The organism is Paraburkholderia rhizosphaerae (assembly GCF_004366595.1).
Taxonomy (GTDB): Bacteria; Pseudomonadota; Gammaproteobacteria; order Burkholderiales; family Burkholderiaceae; genus Paraburkholderia; species Paraburkholderia rhizosphaerae.
Genome location: NZ_SORE01000002.1, coordinates 242,826 through 258,009 on the forward strand (window position 1 = coordinate 242,826; position 15,184 = coordinate 258,009).

The 15,184-nt window shown below is 62.5% G+C and carries 15 protein-coding genes and 1 pseudogene; 12 read left to right on the forward strand and 4 right to left on the reverse strand.

The features are described 5' to 3' along the window. Positions 1–95 precede the first annotated feature (95 nt). Positions 96–965 carry a helix-turn-helix domain-containing protein gene (locus BX592_RS03205; protein ID WP_134190202.1) on the reverse strand — a complete coding sequence of 290 codons (870 nt, stop codon included), beginning with the start codon at positions 963–965 and terminating at the stop codon, positions 96–98. Positions 966–1,308: 343 nt separating this feature from the next. Between BX592_RS03205 and BX592_RS03210 the strand changes: the two genes are divergently transcribed. The 3 genes from BX592_RS03210 (at position 1,309) to BX592_RS03220 (ending at position 3,029) form a co-directional block, all read left to right on the forward strand. Continuing rightward, the gene (locus tag BX592_RS03210; RefSeq protein WP_134190203.1) at positions 1,309–1,677 is read left to right on the forward strand and encodes a nuclear transport factor 2 family protein; all 369 of its coding nucleotides are present in this window, start codon (positions 1,309–1,311) and stop codon (positions 1,675–1,677) included. Positions 1,678–1,711: 34 nt separating this feature from the next. Then, the gene (locus tag BX592_RS03215; protein ID WP_134190204.1) at positions 1,712–1,951 is read left to right on the forward strand and encodes a hypothetical protein; all 240 of its coding nucleotides are present in this window, start codon (positions 1,712–1,714) and stop codon (positions 1,949–1,951) included. Positions 1,952–2,327: 376 nt separating this feature from the next. Then, positions 2,328–3,029 (forward strand): response regulator transcription factor, encoded by a 702-nt coding sequence (locus tag BX592_RS03220; protein WP_134190205.1) that lies wholly within the window; start codon positions 2,328–2,330, stop codon positions 3,027–3,029. 114 nt (positions 3,030–3,143) lie between these two features. On the opposite strand, the gene BX592_RS03225 is transcribed toward BX592_RS03220, so the two are convergent. After that, the gene (locus tag BX592_RS03225) at positions 3,144–4,040 is read right to left on the reverse strand and encodes a fructose bisphosphate aldolase (protein ID WP_134190206.1); all 897 of its coding nucleotides are present in this window, start codon (positions 4,038–4,040) and stop codon (positions 3,144–3,146) included. A gap of 430 nt (positions 4,041–4,470) precedes the next feature. Here BX592_RS03225 and deoC point away from each other — a divergent pair, with 430 nt between their 5' ends. From deoC to BX592_RS35105, 7 genes and pseudogenes are all read left to right on the forward strand, one after another. Next, a complete protein-coding gene (gene deoC / locus BX592_RS03230; RefSeq protein WP_134190207.1) occupies positions 4,471–5,481 on the forward strand; it encodes a deoxyribose-phosphate aldolase in 1,011 nt (336 codons plus the stop codon). A gap of 28 nt (positions 5,482–5,509) precedes the next feature. Beyond that, complete coding sequence (locus BX592_RS03235; protein WP_134190208.1) at positions 5,510–7,915, forward strand: aldehyde dehydrogenase family protein; 2,406 nt, start codon at positions 5,510–5,512, stop codon at positions 7,913–7,915. A 62-nt stretch (positions 7,916–7,977) separates the two neighbouring features. After that, positions 7,978–8,451: an RbsD/FucU family protein gene (locus BX592_RS03240; protein ID WP_134190209.1), complete on the forward strand. Its 474-nt coding sequence runs from the start codon at positions 7,978–7,980 to the stop codon at positions 8,449–8,451. Continuing rightward, positions 8,448–9,413 (forward strand): ribokinase, encoded by a 966-nt coding sequence (gene rbsK / locus BX592_RS03245; protein WP_134190210.1) that lies wholly within the window; start codon positions 8,448–8,450, stop codon positions 9,411–9,413. The genes BX592_RS03240 and rbsK overlap by 4 nt, the downstream gene beginning before the upstream one ends. A gap of 46 nt (positions 9,414–9,459) precedes the next feature. Further along, positions 9,460–10,500, forward strand: coding sequence for an ABC transporter permease (locus tag BX592_RS03250; RefSeq protein WP_134190211.1), 1,041 nt, complete (start codon positions 9,460–9,462; stop codon positions 10,498–10,500). Between the two features lie 94 nt (positions 10,501–10,594). Next, on the forward strand, positions 10,595–11,599 hold the full coding sequence (locus BX592_RS03255) for an autoinducer 2 ABC transporter substrate-binding protein (protein ID WP_134190212.1): 1,005 nt from the start codon (positions 10,595–10,597) through the stop codon (positions 11,597–11,599). 102 nt (positions 11,600–11,701) lie between these two features. Further along, positions 11,702–12,238 (forward strand): annotated as a pseudogene (locus BX592_RS35105) (ATP-binding cassette domain-containing protein); the annotation flags it as partial. Here the strand turns inward: BX592_RS35105 and BX592_RS35110 are convergent. Continuing rightward, positions 12,152–12,571: a lantibiotic dehydratase C-terminal domain-containing protein gene (locus BX592_RS35110; protein WP_475483652.1), complete on the reverse strand. Its 420-nt coding sequence runs from the start codon at positions 12,569–12,571 to the stop codon at positions 12,152–12,154. The pseudogene BX592_RS35105 and the gene BX592_RS35110 overlap by 87 nt on opposite strands. Between BX592_RS35110 and BX592_RS35115 the strand changes: the two genes are divergently transcribed. After that, positions 12,554–13,234 (forward strand): ATP-binding cassette domain-containing protein, encoded by a 681-nt coding sequence (locus tag BX592_RS35115; protein ID WP_425021304.1) that lies wholly within the window; start codon positions 12,554–12,556, stop codon positions 13,232–13,234. The genes BX592_RS35110 and BX592_RS35115 overlap by 18 nt on opposite strands. Before the next feature lie 62 nt (positions 13,235–13,296). Beyond that, on the forward strand, positions 13,297–14,343 hold the full coding sequence (locus BX592_RS03265; RefSeq protein WP_134190214.1) for an ABC transporter permease: 1,047 nt from the start codon (positions 13,297–13,299) through the stop codon (positions 14,341–14,343). An 89-nt stretch (positions 14,344–14,432) separates the two neighbouring features. On the opposite strand, the gene BX592_RS03270 is transcribed toward BX592_RS03265, so the two are convergent. Beyond that, positions 14,433–15,158: a DeoR/GlpR family DNA-binding transcription regulator gene (locus BX592_RS03270; protein WP_134190215.1), complete on the reverse strand. Its 726-nt coding sequence runs from the start codon at positions 15,156–15,158 to the stop codon at positions 14,433–14,435. Between the last annotated feature and the right edge of the window lie 26 nt (positions 15,159–15,184).

Genomic DNA, 15,184 nt, shown 5'->3' on the forward strand with positions numbered 1-15,184 from the left:
CGCATTTGTAACTTGTAAACTGACCAGCCGTGCCGCCGCGGCGGCGCACCGGGACGCTTGTCGACTGATGTGGTGTGCGTTGCCGGGCGGGGTATTCAGGGCTGTGCGCCGGTGTCGTCTTCTGGCGTGGCCTGCGCCGCGGCGAGTCTTCGCAAGGTGTCGGCCGTCTGCTGATCGGCCGGGAAGAACGCTTCAATCGCGAGTTCCGACAGCGTCACGTCGACGGGCGTGCCAAACACGGTTGTCGTGCTGAAGAAGGACAGCACGCCGTGCGGCGTATCAAGTCGCAGCGGCACGGCAATCTGGTTGAGCGGCGCGTCATCGGACGCCGTGCTCTGCGCGCCGGCGGGTGCCGCGTAGCGGGCCAGTTCGTCGTATAGCGCGGCCAGCGTGGCGTCGCCGCTCACTTCTATCTGCCGTTGGAGGCGCGCGAGCAGATGTGCGCGCCATGTGTGCCAGTTAACGATCGACGACGCGATGCCGTCAGGATGCAGGCTCAGCCTCAGCGCGTTGACCGGAGGCGCGAGCAACGCGGCTTGCGCGGATTCGATGAGCGGCGCGAGCGCGCGATTTGTCGCGACAATCGTCCAGTGCCGGTCGACGGCGATCGCCGGATAGGGTTCGTGTCCCTTCAGCACGCGATCGACCGCTTCACGCGCGGCGTCGAGCTGCGGATCGGACAGCGGCCGCTCGCGAAAGAGCGGCGCGTAGCCGGCAGCGACAAGCAGCGCATTGCGTGCGCGCAACGGCACGTCGAGCCGTTCTGCCAGGTGCATGATCATTTCGCGGCTCGGCGTCGCGCGGCCCGATTCGACAAAGCTCAAATGGCGCGTCGAGATATCGGCTTCGGATGCGAGCAGCAACTGACTCATCCGCCGGCGTTGCCGCCATTCGCGCAGCAGGTCGCCGACTGGGCGGTTGGTCGGCGCGGCCCGCTCGCCAACGGAGATCGTGTAGGTGTCCATGCTGGCGATGATAGCTAATGCTCGCCGTTAGTCCATTACCTCAGAGGTAATGGACTGCGAGATCGCGCTCGCCTGTTGAGCTTTCGCCGCGTCTTCCTTCCGCGTTCGCGATCGGAATACATCGGCGCGTATGGGTGTTTTGTACGCGTAGGCTGTTTCGATCTGCCGTCCTTATGCAGTGCGAGAGGTTCGTCGAACACGCGCCGCTTCGCGGTGCGAACTCATTACCTCGCACGTAATCGACTTCCGGCTGCGCATCGCAGAACCTTCAGTCAGAGCTTGCCGCGACTTGAAACGCGTGAGCAGGTCTCGACCGAATCCAACCCTATTGAAGGAATCTGTGATGAATGCGCACACCGCTTTGATCGACCGCTATTTCGACATCTGGAACGAAACCGACGCAGGCCGCCGTCTGACGCTCATTGCACAAACATGGGCGAGCGACGCGACCTATGTCGACCCGCTGCTATCCGCGCAGTCTCACGACGGCATCGACGCGATGATCCGCGCGGTGCATGAGCGTTTTCCGCGCCACACGTTTCGACGTACGACAGCCGTCGACGGGTTCGCGGACCGCTTGCGCTTTTCGTGGGAACTGTCGAGCCCGGACGGGGTTTCGATCGTCAAGGGTTCGGATTTCGGTCAGGTCGATGCGGACGGACGTCTGCGCACGATGACCGGTTTTCTCGATGAAGTACCGGGCGCGGCCTGATCGCAACTATCAAAACGGAGAAGGAGAACTGGAAATGCATGAGCCCGTTGCCGTGTCGTCCCCCGCGAAGTTTGCGCGCGCGCTTGGCGTCGTCGATGCGTTGTCTGTCGCGATCGCGGGTTTCGCGTTGTTCGCCGGAACGCGTGCGTTCACGTTCCTCGCACTGGTCGCACTGCGCGACCCGGTGCTCGGCGGGTCGGGGCTCATGCTGCTGGCGCTGGTTGGCTGGATCAGATGGTGTTGCAGGCATATGGTGAAGGGGACCTGGCTTTGAGCGACAGCTGCCGCGTCGCACGGCAAAGCACGTGAATGCCGCTATCCGGCGTGCTGGGGTCCTGACGAATACGCTCACGCGCAAGATCGCGTCGGCGAGCGTCGCGTCGATCACCGCACGTTCAAACCCACGCTACTGTCCACGCGGTAATGACCGCAAGTCCGACCCGGCACGCCTCGATAAAACGTGACAACATCTGCGCGAGAACGCGAGTCTTCGCTCTCCTGTCGTTCAATGCGATGTCGTACTGAATCGACGTTTTCAGTCGAACAATCGATGAATGAATTCTTGTCACTTGAGTCATGAAACAGAAGCATGAGTAAGCTCATCACTGTCATACCACCTGGCAGCAGCGTATATCGTATCGGAGACGATCATGCACGGTGAGCCAGCAGGTCTCCCGGTCGAGATCGCGCAGGACGCGATCGTCTATGTGATCGATGACGACGAGGCAATACTCGAGGCCATCGGGGCTCTGCTCAGATCCGTTGGTGTGTGCGCCGAACTGTTTTCCAGCGGACAGGATTTCTTTGCGCATCCGCTGCCCGACGTGCCCGCGTGTCTCGTGCTTGACGTGCGATTGCGCGGGCAAAGCGGGCTCGTCGTGCAGCAACAGATCGTCGCGCAGAAAATAAGGATACCGATCGTATTCATGACCGCGCACGGTGATATCGCGATGTCGGTCAGGGCAATGAAGGCGGGCGCCGTCGATTTCCTCGCGAAGCCGTTTCGCGATCAGGACCTGCTCGATGCGGTGACGCGCGCGCTGGTCGCCGACGAAGAGCGTCGCGAGGCCGACCGTTCGTTTGCGGATCTGCGACGCCGCTACGCACTATTGACGCCGCGCGAACGGCAGGTCATGGCGCGCGTGGTGAACGGCCTGCGCAACCGGCAAATTGCGGATGAGATGAATCTGAGCGAAAACACGACGAAGTTTCACCGCAACCAGGCAATGAAAAAGATGGAGTCGAAATCGCTGGTCGACTTTGTGCTGATGGGCGGCGTGCTCGGATTGCAGGAAGCGCCGGACGATTCGTCCGCGCGAAGTTTGACGAAGCTTCCCGGCGACGCTGCGTGACGCGTATGGGCGTCGACCGTTGTGCGCGCATATAACAAGCGGGGCGGCTCGTAGTACGACCGCCCCGCCACCATGTAGTCCGGGCAAACGATGCCCGCCCGTCCACGCGTTTTGTTAGTTCTTGACCACCGACGCTTGGTAAATCTGGTCGATTGCCTTCGACAGCGTCGAATTGAACTCTTGATCGCTCATCGATTTCTTCAGATCGTTGATCAACGCACGCGAGAAGCTCGCGATCATGCCGTTGTTCGACGCAAGGCGCTCGCATGCGTCGTCGAGCGTATAGCCACCCGACAGTGCGACGACGCGCACGACACGCGGGTGTTCGATCAGCGGAAGATAAAAGTCCGGCACTTCCGGCAGCGTGAGCTTGATCATCACGTTGGTCGTCTCCGGCAATGCGTTGAGGCCTTTGTGCAACTCGGCAAGCAGCACCTTCTCCGCGCCGGCCTTGTCCGGCGCCTTGATCGACACTTCCGGCTCGAGAATCGGCACCAGACCGTGCTTGCTGATCTGCGCGCCGAACTCGAATTGCTGCTTGACGATCGCGGCGATTCCCGCGGCCGAATTCTGATTGATCAGCGAGCGCATTTTCGTGCCGAAGATGCCGAGCTTCACGGCACGCTCGAGCAGCGCGTCGAGCCCCGGGATCGGCTTCATCAGGCGCACACCGTCGGCTTCTTCGACCAGACCTTTGTCGACTTTCAAAAACGGCACGACGCCACGGTCTTCCCATAGAAACGATGGCACCGGCTTGCCCTGCGCCTGGCCGTCCATCGTCTGTTCGAACAGGATTGCGCCGACCACCTTGTCGCCGGTGAACGACGGCGCGGTAATGATGCGCGTGCGCATCTCGTGCATCAGCTTGAACATTTCGGCGTCGCCGCTATACGCGTCGTCCGGAATTCCGTATTGCCGCAATGCACCGGGCGTCGAACCGCCGCTCTGATCGAGCGCCGCGATGAATCCCGGCTTGTCAGTCATCTGTGCAAGCATTTTTGCGTTTGCCATGAGCGTTTCTCCGTGAGCCAATCAAAAACCGCTACAAAGCGCACCCTGCGTTGGGTCCGTTGAATTCCTCGACATCAAAGTGTACTGGCATTGGCGGGCACGCTAGTGAAAACGACGCGACACCGTCGACAGGCGGACGGCAAAGCGGCCGTGGGTGCAATTTTGCCGTGTCAGTAAGCAACGGATGTGCCGCACATTCCGTCCGCTTCGCCACGCTGCACCGGGCATTAGGTGAAAACCCCGAGAGCTCTGTGTCATGCGGCGGCAGCCTTGCGCGGCGGGACTTCAGCGCGCATCGCATGCTCTGTCGGATGAGAATGCGTGTGAAATCAAAGTAACGGTGCTTGTTACGATCATCTCAATAAAGTACGATTGGTTGCTAACAAACCATCAGCCGTTGCTGTGCATTGCACAAAACCGCGAACGTCTCATGCCTGAAGCTTCCACCTTGTCTTCTTCGGTCGTTGCGCTTGCGCGCGGCGCCGTTGTTCATCCCGCGCGCAATCCCGGCGCGCCGTTCGACGCGTCGTGGTTCGACGACCTGCGCGTCAATCAGTCCGCTGTCGAGCGGCGCACTGCCACGCTCGGCACGCGCCGCACCGTCAAGAAAGACGCGCAGGCCGCGTGGCTGCTGAAAGCGATCACCTGCATCGATCTCACGACGCTCAGCGGCGACGACACCGAAGGCCGCGTGCGCCGTTTGTGCGCGAAAGCGCGTCAGCCGGTGCGCGCGGACATCCTTGCGGAGCTCGGTATCGCGCCGCATGGGATCACGACCGGCGCGGTGTGCGTGTATCACCGTTTCGTCGCGACCGCGGTCGACGCGCTGCGCGGCAGCGGCATTCCGGTTGCCGCGGTGTCGACAGGCTTTCCCGCCGGGCTGAATCCGCACGAACTGAAACTGAAAGAGATCGAAGCGTCGGTAGCGGACGGTGCCGAAGAAATCGACATCGTCGTCACGCGCGAGTACGTGCTGACCGGCAACTGGCGTGCGCTCTATGACGAAGTGCGCGACTTCCGCGCCGCGTGCGGCGCCGCGCACCTGAAGGCAATTCTCGCGACCGGCGATATTCGCACGCTGTCGAACGTTGCGCGCGCATCGATGGTGTGCATGATGGCCGGCGCCGATTTCATCAAGACGTCGACCGGCAAGGAAGGCGTCAACGCGACGCTCGACGTGTCGCTCGTGATGGTGCGGATGATTCGCGAATACCACGCGCGCACTGGCGTGCTGATCGGCTTCAAGCCGGCGGGCGGCGTCTCGGATGCGAAGACGGCGCTGCTGTATCAGATACTGATGAAGGAAGAACTCGGGCGCGCATGGCTCGAGCCGGAACTGTTCCGTATCGGCGCATCGAGTTTGCTCGCCGATATCGAGCGTCAGCTCGAACATCACGCGAGCGGCCGTTACTCCGCCTTCAACCGTCACCCCGTTGCATAACGTTGCATCTGCAAGCAAACCGATTCTCATGAGCGTAGCCGAGTATTTTTCATCGATGGAGTACGGTCCCGCACCGGAGGACGACCAGCCCGCGCGCGCATGGCTCGCGCAGCATAGCGGCGTCTTCGGTCATTTCATCGGCGGCGCGTGGCGCGCGCCGTCTTCGGGCGAGCGTTTCGCGACGCATGAGCCGGCCTCGGGCCAGCCGCTCGCGCAGATTGCGCAAGGCGATGCGGCTGACGTCGACGCGGCGGTGGCCGCCGCGCGCGCCGCGCAGTCCGCATGGCGTGCATTGGGCGGCGCGGGGCGCGCGCGGCATTTGTATGCGCTCGCACGGATGGTGCAGCGGCACAGCCGGCTATTCGCGGTGCTGGAGGCGCTCGATAACGGCAAGCCGATACGCGAAACACGCGACATCGATATTCCGCTCGTCGCGCGCCACTTTCTGCATCACGCCGGCTGGGCGCAACTGCAGGACAGCGAATTCGCGGACTACGCGCCGCTCGGTGTGATCGGTCAGATCGTGCCGTGGAACTTCCCGCTGCTGATGCTCGCATGGAAGATCGCGCCCGCGCTCGCGACCGGTAACTGCGTGGTGCTGAAGCCGGCTGAATACACGCCGTTGACCGCATTGCTGTTCGCCGAGCTCGCGCAGCGCGCCGGTCTGCCGTCCGGCGTACTGAACGTCGTGACCGGTGATGGCCGCACGGGCGCCGCGCTGGTCGAGCATCCGGATATCGACAAGATTGCGTTTACCGGTTCGACCGAAGTCGGCCGGCTGATTCGCGAGGCCACCGCCGGCTCCGGCAAATCGCTGACACTCGAGCTCGGCGGCAAGTCGCCGTTTATCGTGTTCGACGATGCGGATCTCGACGGCGCGGTGGAAGGCGTGGTCGACGCGATCTGGTTCAACCAGGGGCAGGTGTGCTGCGCCGGCTCGCGGCTGCTCGTGCAGGAAGGCGTCGAAGCCCGTTTTATCGAAAAGCTGAAGCGGCGTATGGCGACGTTGCGCGTCGGTCCATCGCTGGACAAGGGCATCGATATCGGTGCGATCGTCGACCCGGTGCAGCTCGAGCGGATCCAGTCGCTGGTCGAAATGGGGCGCCGCGAAGGTTGCATGGTTTGGCAAGCTGCGCAAACGCAGATGCCCGGACAAGGCTGTTTTTATCCGCCGACGCTCGTGACCGGCGTCGCTCCGGCGTCGACCCTTGCACAGGAAGAAATCTTCGGCCCCGTGCTAGTGACGATGAGCTTTCGTACACCCGACGAAGCAGTTGCGCTCGCAAACAACACACGCTACGGTTTGGCCGCGAGCGTGTGGAGCGAAACGATCGGCCGCGCACTCGATATCGCGCCGCGTCTCGCGTGCGGTGTCGTGTGGATCAACGCGACGAATCTGTTCGACGCGGCGGTCGGCTTCGGCGGCTATCGCGAATCCGGCTATGGCCGCGAAGGCGGGCGGGAGGGCATTTACGAATACCTGAAGCCGAACGCTTGGCTTAATCTGCCGCAGCGGCGTGCGGTTCAGCGTGTCGTCAGCGAAGCGTTGACGGGCGATGACGCCTTCGCGCGCGATGCGAATGACCCGTTCAATGTCGATCGCACCGCGAAGCTGTTCGTCGGCGGCAAGCAGGTGCGGCCGGACAGCGGTTACTCGCTGCCGGTGGTCGCGCCTGATGGCGGGATGGTGGGCGAAGTCGGCGCGGGCAACCGCAAGGACATTCGCAATGCGGTGGCCGCCGCGCGTAACGCGCAGAAGTGGTCGGGTACGACCGCGCATAACCGGGCGCAGGTGCTGTATTTCCTTGCCGAGAACCTTGCGGTGCGCTCACGCGAATTTGCGGCGCAGCTGGTTGCGCGAACCGGTGTCAGCGAGTCCGGCGCGCGCAATGAGGTGGAGGAATCGGTCAAGCGGCTGTTCACGTACGCCGCATGGGCCGACAAGTTCGATGGCGCGGTGCATGCGCCGCCGCTGCGCGGCGTCGCGCTCGCGATGCACGAGCCGCTGGGTGTGATCGGTATCGCGTGCCCGGACGAGGCGCCGCTGCTTGCGTTCGTGTCGCTGGTGGCGCCGGCGTTGGCGATGGGTAACCGCGTCGTCGCGTTGCCGAGCGCTGCGTGCCCGCTCGCGGCGACCGATTTTTATCAGGTCGTGGAAACATCGGATGTGCCTGCGGGTGTGCTGAACATCGTGACCGGCGAGCGTGGCCCGTTGCTCGACGCGCTAGCGAAACATGACGATGTCGATGCGCTGTGGTGCTTCGGTGACGCGAGCGATTCGACGAAGGTCGAGCGTGCATCGGTCGGCAACCTGAAGCGCATGTTCGTCGACTACGGCCGCTGCTTCGACTGGTTCGACCGGTCGACAGAAGGGCCGGCGCTGCTGCGCCAGGCCGTGCAGGTGAAGAATATCTGGATACCGTACGGCGACTGATCTGCTGAATGCGCGAGAAACGCGCGACGGATCACAAGCCAACTGAAAACGGAGGAGACAACGTGCTGAAAAATGTAGACCCGCTGCTTAACGCCGACGTGCTGTATGCGCTGCGCGCGATGGGACACGGCGACGAACTCATTATTTGCGACGCGAATTTCCCCGCCGACTCCGTTGCGCGCGCAACGGTGCTCGGCAAGCTGCTGCGGATCGACGGCGCGGACGCGCCGCGTGCCGTCCGCGCGGTATTGTCGGTGTTGCCGCTCGACACGTTCGTCGACGATCCCGCGTTGCGGATGGAGGTGGTGGGCGAGCCGAACACGATTCCCGCGGTGCAGCGCGAGGCGCAGGCCGAAGTCGACTCAGCCGAAGGGCGTAATGTGCCGTTCCATTCGATCGAACGCTTCGCTTTCTATGAGCGCGCGCGCAAAGCGTATTGCGTGATCGCGACCGGCGAGCAACGCGGGTACGGCTGCTTCGTATTCAAGAAAGGCGTGATGCTCGCGCCGGATGCTCCGCGGGAAACACGCAAATGACCACGCAATCGCAAGCTCGCGGTCGCGTGGTGATCCTCGGTATCTACGTGACGGACCTGACGTTTCGCGCGGAACGGATGCCATTGATCGGCGAAACCATCGCCGGCTCCGCATTCGCGATGGGCCCGGGCGGCAAGGGCTCGAACCAGGCGGTCGCCGCCGCGCGCGCGGGTGCTGACGTTGTGTTCTGCACGCGCGTCGGCAACGACGCATTCGGCCAGATCGCGCGGGCGACCTGGGACGCCGAAGGCATCACGTCGCGGGCCACCGTGATCGACGGCGCGTCGACGGGCGCCGCGCATATCTTCGTCGATGAAACCAGCGGAATGAATGCGATCATCGTCGCGTCCGGCGCGGCAGGCACGATGTCCGCCGCGGACGTCGATGCGATCGAAGCCGATATTGCAGGTGCACGCGTGTTCGTCACGCAGCTCGAACAGCCGATTCCCGCGGCGAAGCGCGGCCTCGAAGTCGCGCGCAAGCACGGCGTGACGACAGTGTTTAATCCAGCGCCCGCGTTGCCGCTTGGCGACGATATCTTCCCACTGTGCGACTACATCACGCCGAACGAGACCGAGACTGCCGCACTGACCGGCATGGCCGTGAACAATGTCGACGACGCGCGCCGTGCAGCGGACGTGCTGCTAAAAAAAGGTGTTGGCACCGCGATCATCACACTAGGCGAAGCAGGGGCGCTGCTGCATTGCGCGCATCAGTCGGTATTCGTGCCCGCGTTTCGTTGCGGGCGCGTCGTTGAAACCGCGGGCGCTGGCGATGGCTTCACCGGCGGTTTCGCGGCCGCGCTCGCGCGTGGCGAGAGTCCGCTTGAGGCGACCCGGTTTGGGTGCGCGCTCGCGGGCATTTCGGTGACGCGCGCGGGCACCGCGCCGTCGATGCCATCGCTCGCCGAAATCAACCAGGTTCTGAGTCAGTCCGGATCCGCGCGCGCGCTGTCCGCATGATCGAATCCCCGACGTATCGCGAAGTCTGAAGGAGCTTGCCGTTACCATGAGGTTCTCGCTCAACGCGCAAAAGCTGTTCGCCGACCGGCAGCTGAACTTCCTGCTCGCCGTGAATCTGGTGATCGTGCTGGTCGCGATCTGGCTTTCACGCGGCCAGTTCGTCGGCATCGACAATCTGCAGTCGATGGCCGCACAACTTCCCGAAGTAGCGCTGCTCGCGCTCGGCATCATGCTGTCGATGCTGTCCGGCAACGGCGGTATCGATCTGTCCGGTGTCGGGCTGGCGAATCTTTCCGGCATGATTGCCGCGCTGATCGTGCCGCATGTGGTGAGCGGCGACGATTCGCCGGCGCTATTTACCGCGCTGTTCTGCGTGATCGTGGTTGGCTCGGGCCTGCTCGGTGGCTTGTTGAATGGTTTTATCATCGCGCGCCTGAAGCTCACGCCGATCCTCTGCACGCTCGGTACGCAGCTGCTCTTCACCGGCATCGCGGTGGCGCTCAGTAATGGCGCATCGGTTCACGTCGACTATGTCGATCCGCTTTCCGATATCGGCAACGGCACGTTCTTGCAGGTGCCGATCCAGTTCTGGATCTTCATGGTCGCAGTCGTCTTTCTCGGCTGGCTGCTCAAGCGCACGCCGTTCGGCCTGCGTCTGTATCTGATGGGCACCAATCAGCGCGCCGCATTTTATGCGGGCATTCCGCGTGAACGGATGCTGATCCTCACTTACACGATGTGCGGCGTGCTTGCGTCGCTGGCCGGGCTTGTCAGTGTGTCGCACACGTCGAGCGCGAAATGGGACTACGGCAATTCGTATCTGCTGATCGCAATTCTGATCGCGGTGATGGGCGGTGTGAATCCGGCCGGCGGCTATGGACGCATCATCTGTGTGTTTTTTGCCGCGACCGTGCTGCAGTTCCTGTCGAGCCTGTTCAATCTGCTCGGCGTGTCGCAGTTCTTCGGCGATTGCGCATGGGGCTTCCTGCTGCTGCTGTCGCTGGCATTTGCGGGCGGCGAGCGCGTGCGCGCGATCTTCGGCTTCGGTAGTCAGCGGGCCGGCGGCAAGCGTCCGGCAGGCGGCTAGCGGGTCAACCGCAGGAAATCAGGCGGACATCGCGCCTCAGGCGTCCGTCTTCGTTAATCGTGGGGCGTCAACGAAAAAGCAAGGAGACAACTACATGAAACCCGTACGTTTGGGCGTTGCTTTGACAGCATGCGCACTCGCCGCCGGTATCGCCGCGACCGCCTATGCGGCAACCAATGAAACGATTGTCACGGTCGTCAAGGTAACGGGCATCAGCTGGTTCAACCGGATGGACGAAGGCGTCAAGCAGTTCGGCCAGGAAACGCCGGGCGTGACGGTCTATCAGACAGGGCCGGGCCGCGCGGACGCCGCGCAGCAGCTGAAGATTATCGAAGACCTGATCGCGAAGAAAGTGAATGCGATCGCGGTCGTGCCGTATGACCCGCCGACGCTCGAGCCGGCGCTGAAGAAGGCGATGGACCGCGGCATCAAGGTGGTCACGCACGAGGCGGACAACGAAAAGAACACGATGGTCGACGTCGAGGCGTTCGACAATTCCGCATACGGCGCCGCGCTCAACGAACGGCTTGCATCGTGCATGCACGACGAAGGCAAGTGGGCGACGCTGGTCGGCTCGCTCGGCAGCCGCTCGCAGGTGCAGTGGGCGAACGGCGGCATCGACAACGCAGCGAAGAAGTATCCGAAGATGAGTCTCGTCGAAAAGAACCTCGAGACCAACAACGACGGCGAGCGCGCGTATGAAGTGGCGAAGGAAGTGCTGCGCAAGCATCCGGATCTGAAGGGCTTCCAGGGCTCGTCGTCGCTCGACGTGATCGGCATCGGCCGCGCGGTCGAGGAAGCCGGTCTGCAGGGCAAGATCTGCGTGTACGGCACGGGTCTGCCGACCGAAGCGGGCAAGTACCTCGAAAGCGGTGCGATCAACGGTATCGCGTTCTGGGATCCGAAGCTCGCCGGCATCGCGATGAACAAGGTTGCGAAGATGCTGATCGACGGCAAGACGGTCGAAAACGGCGCGAACCTCGGTCTGCCGGGCTACGAGAAGGTGACGGTGTCGAAGGGACCGGGCAAGGGCATTATCGTGCGCGGTCAAGGCTGGGTCAGCGTCGACAAGTCGAACTACAAGCAGTACTCGTTCTAGGCAGCATCTTTTGATGCTGGTTTGATGGCGGCAATGCCGCGCATCCGCGTCGTCAGTGGGTATCCCGACGCGGATGCGCGTTTGAAGATGACGGCCTCGCACATGAACTCACCCGTTTCCTCGACACCGTTTCTCGAAGTGGTCGGCGTGCACAAGCGCTTTACCGGCGTGCATGCGCTGCGTGGCGTAAGCCTGTCGTTTCAGCGTGGGCAGATTTATCACCTGCTCGGCGAAAACGGCTGCGGCAAGAGCACGCTGATCAAGATCATTTCCGGCGCCCAACCGCCGGATGAAGGCGAACTCGTTATCGAAGGCGTGCGGCACGCGCGGCTGTCGGCACTCGAATCGCTCGCGGCGGGCATCGAGACGGTTTATCAGGACCTGTCGCTGCTGCCGAATATGAACGTCGCGGAGAATGTCGCGCTGACGTCGGAACTCGCTGAGCACAACGGGCGCCTGACGCGCACCTTCGACCGCAAAGCGCTCGCGGCGACTGCGCAGCGCGCATTGCATGCAGTCGGGCTACCTGGCGACGCCGAATTTCAGGCAACGCTAATCGAACAGTTGCCGCTGGCGACCCGTCAACTCGTCGCGATTGCACGCGCGATCGCCAGCGAGGCGAAGTTCGTGATCATGGACGAACCGACCACGTCGCTCACGCAAAAGGAAGTCGACAATCTGATCGCGGTGCTTGCCAATCTGCGCGCGCACGGCGTGACGGTGCTGTTCGTCAGCCACAAGCTCGACGAATGCTATGCGATTGGCGGCGAAGTGATCGTGCTGCGCGACGGTCAGAAGATGGCGCAAGGTCCGATCGAGCACTACTCGAAGGCGCAGATCAGCGAACTGATGACCGGGCGCCAGTTGTCGAATGAGCGCTATCGCGAAGGCGGAGTCGGCAGCGAAGTGGTGCTCGACGTGAAGCATCTGACGCGCGCCGCGCAGTTCGCGGATGTGTCGTTCTGCGTGCATCGCGGTGAAATTCTCGGTGTAACCGGACTGCTCGATTCGGGCCGCAACGAACTGGCACGCGCGCTCGCCGGTGTCGCGCCGGCCGATAGCGGCGCGCTGGTGCTGGACGGCAAGATGATTGCGGTGCGTACGCCGTCCGACGCGAAAGAACATCGGATTGGCTACGTACCCGAAGACCGGCTTAACGAAGGGCTCTTTCTCGACAAGCCGATTCGCGACAATGTGATCACCGCGATGATCGCGAGTCTGCGAGATCGCTTCGGGCAAGTCGATCGCGCCCGAGCGCAGGCACTCGCGGTCGATACCGTGAAAGAACTGCAAATCGCGACGCCGGACGTCGACAAGCCCGTGCAATCGCTATCGGGCGGCAACCAGCAGCGCGTGCTGATCGGCCGCTGGCTCGCGATCGATCCGCGCGTGCTGATTCTGCATGGGCCGACGGTCGGCGTCGATGTCGGTTCGAAGGACATCATCTACCGGATCATGCAGCGACTGTCGCAGCGCGGGATCGGCATCATTCTGATCAGCGACGACTTGCCCGAGTTGCTGCAGAACTGCGACCGGATTCTGATGATGAAGAAAGGCCGCGTCGCGAACGAGTACCGCGCGGATCAGCTGGAAGAAGCAGACCTGTATCACGCGCTGCTGTCGGAAGCCGCATAGGGGTAACTCAGCATTGCAGTCTCAGGCGCTTCATCGGTTTTAAAGGTTATAGGAAGTCATCGATGTCATCGAGCATGAACCGGACCATGGCCACTCCCAACGTCGCTGAAATCGCACCGAAGCTCAAGCCGTCAGGCTGGCGTACGCGTCTCGCGCGTCAGCCTGAATGGTTCACGGCTGCGTTGATCGTCGTGTTGTGCGTTGTCGTCGGCGCGATCAATCCGCGCTTTTTCCAGTTTGCGACGCTGTTCGACCTGCTGCATTCAGCGACGACCGTGTCGTTGTTCGCACTCGGCACGCTGGTCGTGCTTGCGTCAGGTGGTATCGACGTATCGTTCACCGCAATCGCGGCGCTAACCATGTACGGGATCACGAAAGCTGTATTCGCGTGGTGGCCCGATGCACCGTTCGCGCTGATCCTGCTGACCGGCGCGGTGGGCGGCATTCTGCTCGGCTTGATCAACGGCGTGCTTGTTTTCAGGCTCAAAGCGCCGTCGCTGATCGTGACGATCGGCACGCAATATCTGTATCGCGGTCTGCTGCTGACGTTTATCGGCACGACGTTCTTTATGAACATCCCGCACAGCATGGACCACTTCGGCCGCATTCCGCTGTTCTTCTATCACACGGCCGATGGTCTGCGCGCGGTGCTGCCGGTCTCGGTGCTCGCGCTCGTGATCGCCGCGGTGGTCACATGGTGGCTGCTCAACCGCACGATGATGGGACGCGGCGTCTATGCAATGGGCGGCAGTCTCGCGATTGCCGAGCGGCTCGGCTATAACCTGCGCGCAATCCACCTGTTCGTGTTCGGCTATACGGGGATGCTGGCGGGCATCGCCGGCATTATTCACGTGTCGAACAATCGGCTTGCCAATCCGTTCGACCTGGTCGGCACGGAACTCGATGTGATCGCCGCGGTGATTCTCGGCGGCGCGCGCATCACGGGCGGCACCGGGACGGTGGCGGGTACGCTGCTCGGTGTCGTGCTCGTGACGCTGATCGAGAATGTGCTGATTCTGGTCGGCGTGCCGAGCACCTGGCAGAAGGTGATTATCGGCGCGTTTATTCTGGTTGCCGGTACGCTGTTCGCGCTGCAGCGAAAGCGCTAGCGACTTCGCCGCAGCGGTTCTGCCGCGGGCGTTGCTTCATGCGCCGGGGCCTTCAGACACGACCGCTCAGACTGCAAACGCCGGCGCGTTCACTTGCGCCGGCGTGCTTCCTGTCCTTTCTCGGTGATGATCGAGTCGAAGTCGTCGACCTGTGAAAAGCGCACCGCTTTGACCACCCCGAACTTGCTGCTGTCCACCACCAGATGGCTTTCCACCGCGCTTGCCATCGCCGCCTGCTTGAGCGCGACCTCGTGAAAATTCCAGCATGTGACGCCGCGTGCGGCATCGACACCGCCTGCTGAAATAAACGCCTTGTTGATGCCCATCCGGCTCAGCACCTCGATGCTTTCCTCGCCAGCGAACGAGTCGGACGACGGCACATAAACGCCGCCCAGCAGGATCATCCGCACGTTCGGTTTGCGCCGCAAAATTTCCGCGACGTTAAGCGAATAGCAAACCACCGTCACATGCATCTCCGTTGGGATCAGCCGCGCGAGCGTGGTGAGCGTGGTGCCGCAGTCGATAAAAATCGTTTCGTTGTCGACGATGAGCCCGGCTGCAATCGACGAAGCTTCCGCCTTTGCGTGCGCGAAGTGATCTTTTTCCTGCTCCAGCGAATAGCCGGCGCTATTGGGCACGTCGGTCGCGCTGACGATATATCCGCCGAGATACGTGAATTTGCCTGGGCTCGCGGCAATATCGCGGCGCACGGTCATTTCCGAAACGCCGAGCAGTGATGCCGCGTCGCGCAGACGCATCACGCTTTGTCTTGCCAATGCATCGGCAAGCACGCGCAGACGTTCAGTTTTGACCATGGATTCCTCTGAGATACCGTGCGCGA